Genomic DNA, 6,146 nt, shown 5'->3' with positions numbered 1-6,146 from the left:
GCCGTCCCGCTTGTCGTCATTCCGGAACACCCAGCGGTACGTGATGTCGGCGACCGCGTCCCCATCACTGTCGATATTGATGTCGTAGTTCGCGCCCGGCCGGAAGTAGTAGAAGTTCGGGCCACCGTTGGGCTCCTGGAACGGCAGCCAGTTCGCGACCAGCGTCACCGTGTCCTGCTTGTCGGGGCTCACGAACGCGTACACGTCGGTGTTGTCGACCTGCGGGTCGCCCGCGATCAGCGGCGCCTCCCGGTGGCTGGACGCACCGGCCGTCTCCGACACCAACCCGGCCCCGCCGGTCAGCGCGGCGACCGCGAGCACGGTCGCCGATGAAAAACACGCAATCGAGGCACGCTCCGCCCGCCGGAGCGCTGTTCGTCGCACCATGTGCCAGCCCTTCCCCAGAAGTAGGAAACACCCGCCCAGGCAGACACCTGGCGGACGCCAGTCAACTGGAGACTTCCTGAGAAAATGGGGGAACTCGGGTACCGGCAATCCCGGCCACCGACATCCGATACCGTCGAGAGAACACCCATCCCTGCCCGGCTATGGTCTGGCCTGTGTCGCAGCGCAGATCCGGCCCGCGCGTGCCGAAGCAGCCGGCGGCTCCGTCCTCGGTGACGGAGGCCGTCTCGCCTGATCACGATCTCGAGAACGAGGCGTCGTTCCGGCGGGTGTGGTTCTCGGATTTCGACCTGTCCGGCCAGGAGGCCGATTCGGTCGAGTTCGAACAGTGTCGATTCAGCCGGGCGTCGCTGGCGCGTGCGGTGGTCAACGACGCGTCGTGGACGGACTGCCTGGCCGAGAACTGTGACTGGGCCAATCTGCGGGCGTCGAAGGCGGGCCTGTCGCGGGTGCGGTTGACGACGGTGCGGTTGACGGGTGTGCAGTGGATCGACTGCGGGCTGCGGGACGTGGAGTTCCGGGACTGCCGCATCGATCTGGGTACGTTCCGGTTCTCGTCGTTCCGGGACGTGGCGTTCACCGACTGCAACCTGACGCGGGCGGACTTCACGAACGCGGATCTGCGGGGGGCCGTGTTCTCGGGCTGTGATCTGTCGGGTGCTCAGTTCGCCCAGGCGGAGTGCGACGGAGCCCGGTTCGTCCGCTGCGAGCTGGCCGGGATCGGCAGCGTGACGTCCCTGCGCGGCGCGACGTTGACCTCCTACGATCTCGCGGCGTTGTCGGTCACGTTCGCGGCGGCGTTGGGCATCAGCATCGAGGAATAATCGCGCGGCTCATGTTCGGAGCGCTGGCAGGATGGCGGCGTGATGGTGACCATCGGGACGACCCACCGGCCCGCGACCGATCTCGGCTATCTGCTCGTCAAGCATCCCGAGCGGGTGCACGAGTTCGAGCTGCCGACCGGGCGCGCGGTGGTGTGCTTTCCCGAGGCCGACGAGGCCCGGTGCACCGCGGCTCTGGTGCTCGAGGTCGACCCGTCGGGGCGGCGCGACACGCCGGACGGGTTCACGCTGGGGCGGTTCGTCAACGACCGGCCGTACGCCGCGTCGAGTTTGTTGTCCGCCGCCCTCAACAAGGCGTTCCGCACCGCGATGGGCGGTCGCTCCAAGGATCGGCCCGAGTTGGCCGCCACCGCGATCCCCTTGGACGTGCACCTCCCCGTGCTGCGTTGCCGTGGCGGCGCCGACCTGGCCCACCGGTTGTTCGCGCCCCTCGGCTACGAGGTCGACGCCACCGCCATCGCGCTCGACGCCGAGCATCCCGACTGGGGCGACAGCCCCTACGTCGACCTGAGGCTGAGCGGCACCCTGCGGCTCGCCGACGCCCTGCACCACCTCTACGTCCTGCTGCCCGTGCTCGACGACGCCAAGCACTACTGGGTTTCCACCGACGAGGTCGACAAGCTCGTCCGGGCCGGTGAAGGCTGGCTCGCCGCGCACCCGGAGCGGGAGCTGATCGTGCACCGCTACCTGGCCCACCGCCGCACGCTGTCCGAGCCCGCGCTCGAACGCCTCGCCGAGCAGGACGACCGCGTCGTCGACGACAGTGTGGACGGCGTAGCGCCCGAGGACACCGACGAGGACGCACCCGCGCTGGCCGTCGTCCGCAGGGAGGCCGTCCTGCGGGTGCTGCGGGCAGCGGGCGCGCAGCGCGTGCTCGATCTCGGCTGCGGTCCTGGAGCCCTGCTCGCCGACCTGATGGCCGACCGGCGGTTCACCGAGATCGTCGGCGTCGACATCGCGCCGCGCGCGCTCGCCGTCGCGGCCCGCCGGCTGCGGCTAGACCGGCCCGGTGCGATCGCCGAGCGCGACCGGCAGCGGGTCCAGCTGCTGCAGTCGGCGCTGACCTACCGCGACGCCCGGCTTGCCGGCTACGACGCGGCCGTGCTGATGGAGGTGATCGAGCACGTCGACGAGGCCCGCCTGCCAGCCCTGGTCCGTTCCGTGTTCGGCGCCGCGCGGCCGGGCACGGTGGTCGTCACGACGCCCAACGCCGAGTACAACGCGAACTACGCCGGTCTCGCCGCCGGCACGATGCGGCATGCCGACCATCGGTTCGAATGGACGCGCGCCGAGTTCGAGGGCTGGGCGGCGGGTGTGGCCGCGGAACACGGCTACACCGTCGCGATCGAGGGCGTCGGTGTGGCCGATCCGGACCGTGGCGCACCGACCCAGCTGGCCGTCTTCACCGTCGCGGGAGGCACCGATGACTGAGCTGCCCGTGCCCGCCCTGAGTCTGGTGGCGCTGATCGGCATCTCCGGTTCGGGCAAGTCCACGTTCGCCGGTCGCCACTTCGCGCCCAGCCAGGTGCTTTCCTCCGACGGTTTCCGCGCGATGGTGGCCGACGACGAGAACGACCAGTCCGCGTCCGCCGCGGCCTTCGACGCCCTGCACTACGTGGCCGGCAAGCGGCTCGCGGGCGGGCGGCTCACGGTGGTCGACGCCACCAACGTCCAGGACCACGCCCGCACGAACCTCGTGGCGCTGGCCCGCGCCCACGACGTGCTGCCGGTCGCGATCGTGCTCGACCTGCCGGAGGACGAGGCCTGGGCGCGGACCCAGCGCCGGCCCGACCGCACCTTCGATCGTCCCGTCCTCGCCCGCCAGTCCCGCGACCTCCGCCGCACCCTCAAAAAGCTCAGCAGGGAAGGGTTTCGGACCGTCCACGTGCTGCGCGGTCACGAGGAGATCGAGGCCGCCACGATCCGGCTGCAGCCGCTCTACAACGACCGTCGCGAGCTGGCCGGGCCGTTCGACGTCATCGGTGACGTGCACGGCTGCCGGTCCGAGCTCGAGGCGCTGCTCACCCGCCTCGGCTGGGAGCTCAGCCGCGACGACGCCGGTCGGCCGGTCAACGCCGCGCACCCCGACGGGCGCACGGCGGTCTTCGTCGGCGACCTCGTCGACCGCGGGCCGGACTCCCCCGGCGTGCTGCGGCTCGTGATGGGCATGGTGCGCGCCGGCACCGCGCTGTGCGTCAGCGGCAACCACGAGGCCAAGCTGCTGCGCAAGCTCCGCGGCAAGCAGGTCACCGTCTCACACGGCCTGGCCGAATCGCTGGCGCAGCTCGAGGGCGAGGACGACGCGTTCGTCGCCGACGCGAGCGCGTTCATGTACGGGCTGGTGAGTCACTACATTCTGGACAGTGGGCGGCTCGCGGTGGCGCACGCGGGCATCAAGGAGGAATACCAGGGTCGGGCATCCGGTCGCGTACGCGCATTCTGCCTGTACGGCGACACGACCGGCGAGACCGACGAGTACGGCCTGCCGGTGCGCTACCCGTGGGCCGACGACTACCGGGGCTCGGCCACTGTCGTCTATGGACACACGCCGACGGTCGAGCCGCAGTGGGTCAACAACACGATCTGCGTCGACACCGGCTGCGTGTTCGGCGGGGAGCTCACCGCGCTCCGCTACCCCGAGCGCACCCTCGTCTCCGTGCCGGCGGAACGCGAGCACTACGCACCGGTGCGGCCGCTGGCGCCGGTGGCGGTGCGGGAGCGGCCGGGTGACCTGCTCGACGTCGCCGACGTCCTGCCCGGCTCGGGACGGCGCCAGCTCGAGACGCCGTACGGGCGCATCCCGATCGAGGCGCCGCAGGCGGCCGCCGCGCTCGAGGTCCTGGGCCGGTTCGCCGTCGACCCGCGGTGGCTGATCTACCTGCCACCCACGATGGCGCCCGCGCCGACCGCGAAGGCCGACGGTTACCTGGAGCATCCACGGGAGGCCCTCGAGGGCTACCGGGCCGCCGGCGTGACCCGGCTGATCTGCGAAGAGAAGCACATGGGCTCGCGCGCCCTCGTGCTGGTGTGCCGCGACGAGGCGGCGGCGGAGCGCCGGTTCGGCGTCCGTGGCGGCGAGGCCGGCGCGATCTACACCCGCACCGGCCGGCCGTTCTTCTCCCCCGCGGTCACGGCCGACCTCCTGGCCCGAGTCCGGGCCGCGGTCTCGACCGCCGACCTGTGGGCGGCGCTGGAGACGGACTGGCTGCTGCTCGACGCCGAGATCCTGCCCTGGTCGGCGAAGGCGGGCGAGCTGATCCGCGGCCAGTACGCGACCGTGGGCGCCGCTGCCGGCGCCGCGCTGCCCGCGACGCTGGCCGTCCTCGACGCGGCGCTGGCCCGCGGGCTGGACGTCAAGGAGTTGCGCGACCGCACCCAGACCCGGGCGGAGAACGCCGCGCTGTTCACCGCCGCCTACCGGCGTTACGTGCGGCCGACGGCCGACGTGACGATCGCGCCGTTCGCGGTGCTGGCCGCCGAGGGCGCCAACCTCGCCGGCAAGGACAACGGCTGGCATCTCGCGATGGCCGACCGGCTGGTCGCCGCGGACGGCGCGCTGTTCACGCCGACGGCGCGCGTACACGTGGATCTCGACGATCCGGCGTCCGTGGCGGCGGCCGAGTCGTGGTGGTGCGATCTCACGGCGGCCGGCGGCGAGGGGATGGTCGTCAAGCCGGCGGACGGCCTGCTCCGCACGGCCCGCGGCAGCCTGGTGCACCCCGGCCTGAAGTGCCGTGGGCGCGAATACCTGCGGATCATCTACGGTCCCGACTACACGGCACCGGAGACGCTGACCGGCCTGCGCGGCCGCAACCTGGGCCGGAAACGGAACCTGGCGCTGCGCGAGCACGCGCTCGGACTGGGCGCGCTGGACCGCTTCGCCGCGGGCGAGCCGCTGTGGCGCGTACACGAACTGGTCTTCGGTGTCCTCGCCCTGGAGTCGGAGCCCGTGGACCCGCGCCTCTAACGGATCAGGCGCGGGACCAGCCGCACATAGGCGACCATGCCCAGCACCTCCACCAGGGTCTGCGTGACGACGACCGCCGCGGTCACCTGTTGCGGCAACGCGAGCGCGAGTGGCAACACGACCAGGGAGTTGCGGGTGGCGCCGGTGAAGACCACGGCCCGGCTCGCCGCGGTGTCGAGTCGGAAGGAGCGGGCCACGGCCCGGCCCACGAAGGCCATCACGACCAGGAACACGACGTAGAAGGGGACCACGCCGAGGACCTTGGTGACGTCGCCGGTCAGCTTCGGGACCTGGGAGGCGACCACGACGAACAGGGTGGCGGCCATCAGCGGCACCATCGCCGTGCCCAGCGTGCCGGCGGCCCGGGCCGTCCGGGCCTGGGTGAGCCAGGCCAGGCCCAGTGGGATGACGATCAGGAACAGGAACGCCCTGAGGAACGGGCCCGCTTCGACCGTGTCGACGAGACCGTTGCCGAGGAACAGCAGCAGGAACAGCGGCAGCAGCGCCATCTGCACGAGCAGCAGCAGGGGTGTCGCGGCCAGCAGTCGCCGGCTGCTGCCGCCCGCCAGGCCGCTGAACACGATCACGTAGTCCACGCAGGGTGTCAGGAGCACCAGCAGCACGCCCAGCCGCACCGCTTGATCGGCGGGGAGGAACAGGAACATCGCGGCGACCACCAGGGGTACGACCACGAAGTTGACGGTCAGCGCCGCGGCCAGGAACCGCCCGTCCCGCAGTGAGCGGAGCAGGTCCCGGGCCGGCACCTGGAGGAACGTGACGTAGAGCAGGGCGCCGAGCACCGGGTTGATCACATGCTCCAGGCCGGGGCCCGCGCCCGGCGCCGCCCAGCCGACCAGCACACCGGCCGCGATCGGACCGAGATAGACGGCGATCTGATGCCGCTCCACCGCCATCACGGCGCAAGCCTACTG

Annotated in this window: 5 protein-coding genes; 3 read left to right on the top strand and 2 right to left on the bottom strand. The window is 71.7% G+C overall.

Annotated elements, in window-relative coordinates; all coding sequences use genetic code 11:
* Positions 1 to 321, bottom strand: a 321-nt coding sequence (locus Air01nite_RS25020) for a DUF4331 family protein (protein WP_239090956.1), incomplete at its 3' end; no start/stop codon positions are given.
* A 239-nt stretch (positions 322 to 560) separates the two neighbouring features.
* On the opposite strand from Air01nite_RS25020, the gene Air01nite_RS25015 reads away from it, so the two are divergent.
* Genes Air01nite_RS25015 through Air01nite_RS25005 form a run of 3 tightly spaced genes read left to right on the top strand, consistent with a single transcriptional unit; the run spans position 561 to position 5,214 of the window.
* Positions 561 to 1,229 carry a pentapeptide repeat-containing protein gene (locus tag Air01nite_RS25015; RefSeq protein WP_203705665.1) on the top strand — a complete coding sequence of 223 codons (669 nt, stop codon included), beginning with the start codon at positions 561 to 563 and terminating at the stop codon, positions 1,227 to 1,229.
* Positions 1,230 to 1,268: 39 nt separating this feature from the next.
* Positions 1,269 to 2,678 carry a 3' terminal RNA ribose 2'-O-methyltransferase Hen1 gene (locus tag Air01nite_RS25010; RefSeq protein WP_203705664.1) on the top strand — a complete coding sequence of 470 codons (1,410 nt, stop codon included), beginning with the start codon at positions 1,269 to 1,271 and terminating at the stop codon, positions 2,676 to 2,678.
* Complete coding sequence (locus Air01nite_RS25005) at positions 2,671 to 5,214, top strand: polynucleotide kinase-phosphatase (protein ID WP_203705663.1); 2,544 nt, start codon at positions 2,671 to 2,673, stop codon at positions 5,212 to 5,214. Before Air01nite_RS25010 ends, Air01nite_RS25005 begins: the two co-directional genes overlap by 8 nt.
* On the opposite strand, the gene Air01nite_RS25000 is transcribed toward Air01nite_RS25005, so the two are convergent.
* Positions 5,211 to 6,128 carry a bile acid:sodium symporter gene (locus tag Air01nite_RS25000; RefSeq protein WP_203705674.1) on the bottom strand — a complete coding sequence of 306 codons (918 nt, stop codon included), beginning with the start codon at positions 6,126 to 6,128 and terminating at the stop codon, positions 5,211 to 5,213. The genes Air01nite_RS25005 and Air01nite_RS25000 overlap by 4 nt on opposite strands.
* Positions 6,129 to 6,146 lie beyond the last annotated feature (18 nt).

The organism is Asanoa iriomotensis (assembly GCF_016862515.1).
GTDB lineage: Bacteria > Actinomycetota > Actinomycetes > Mycobacteriales > Micromonosporaceae > Asanoa > Asanoa iriomotensis.
Note: the sequence above shows the minus strand (reverse complement) of the source record. Positions and strands in the feature narration are given on the sequence as shown.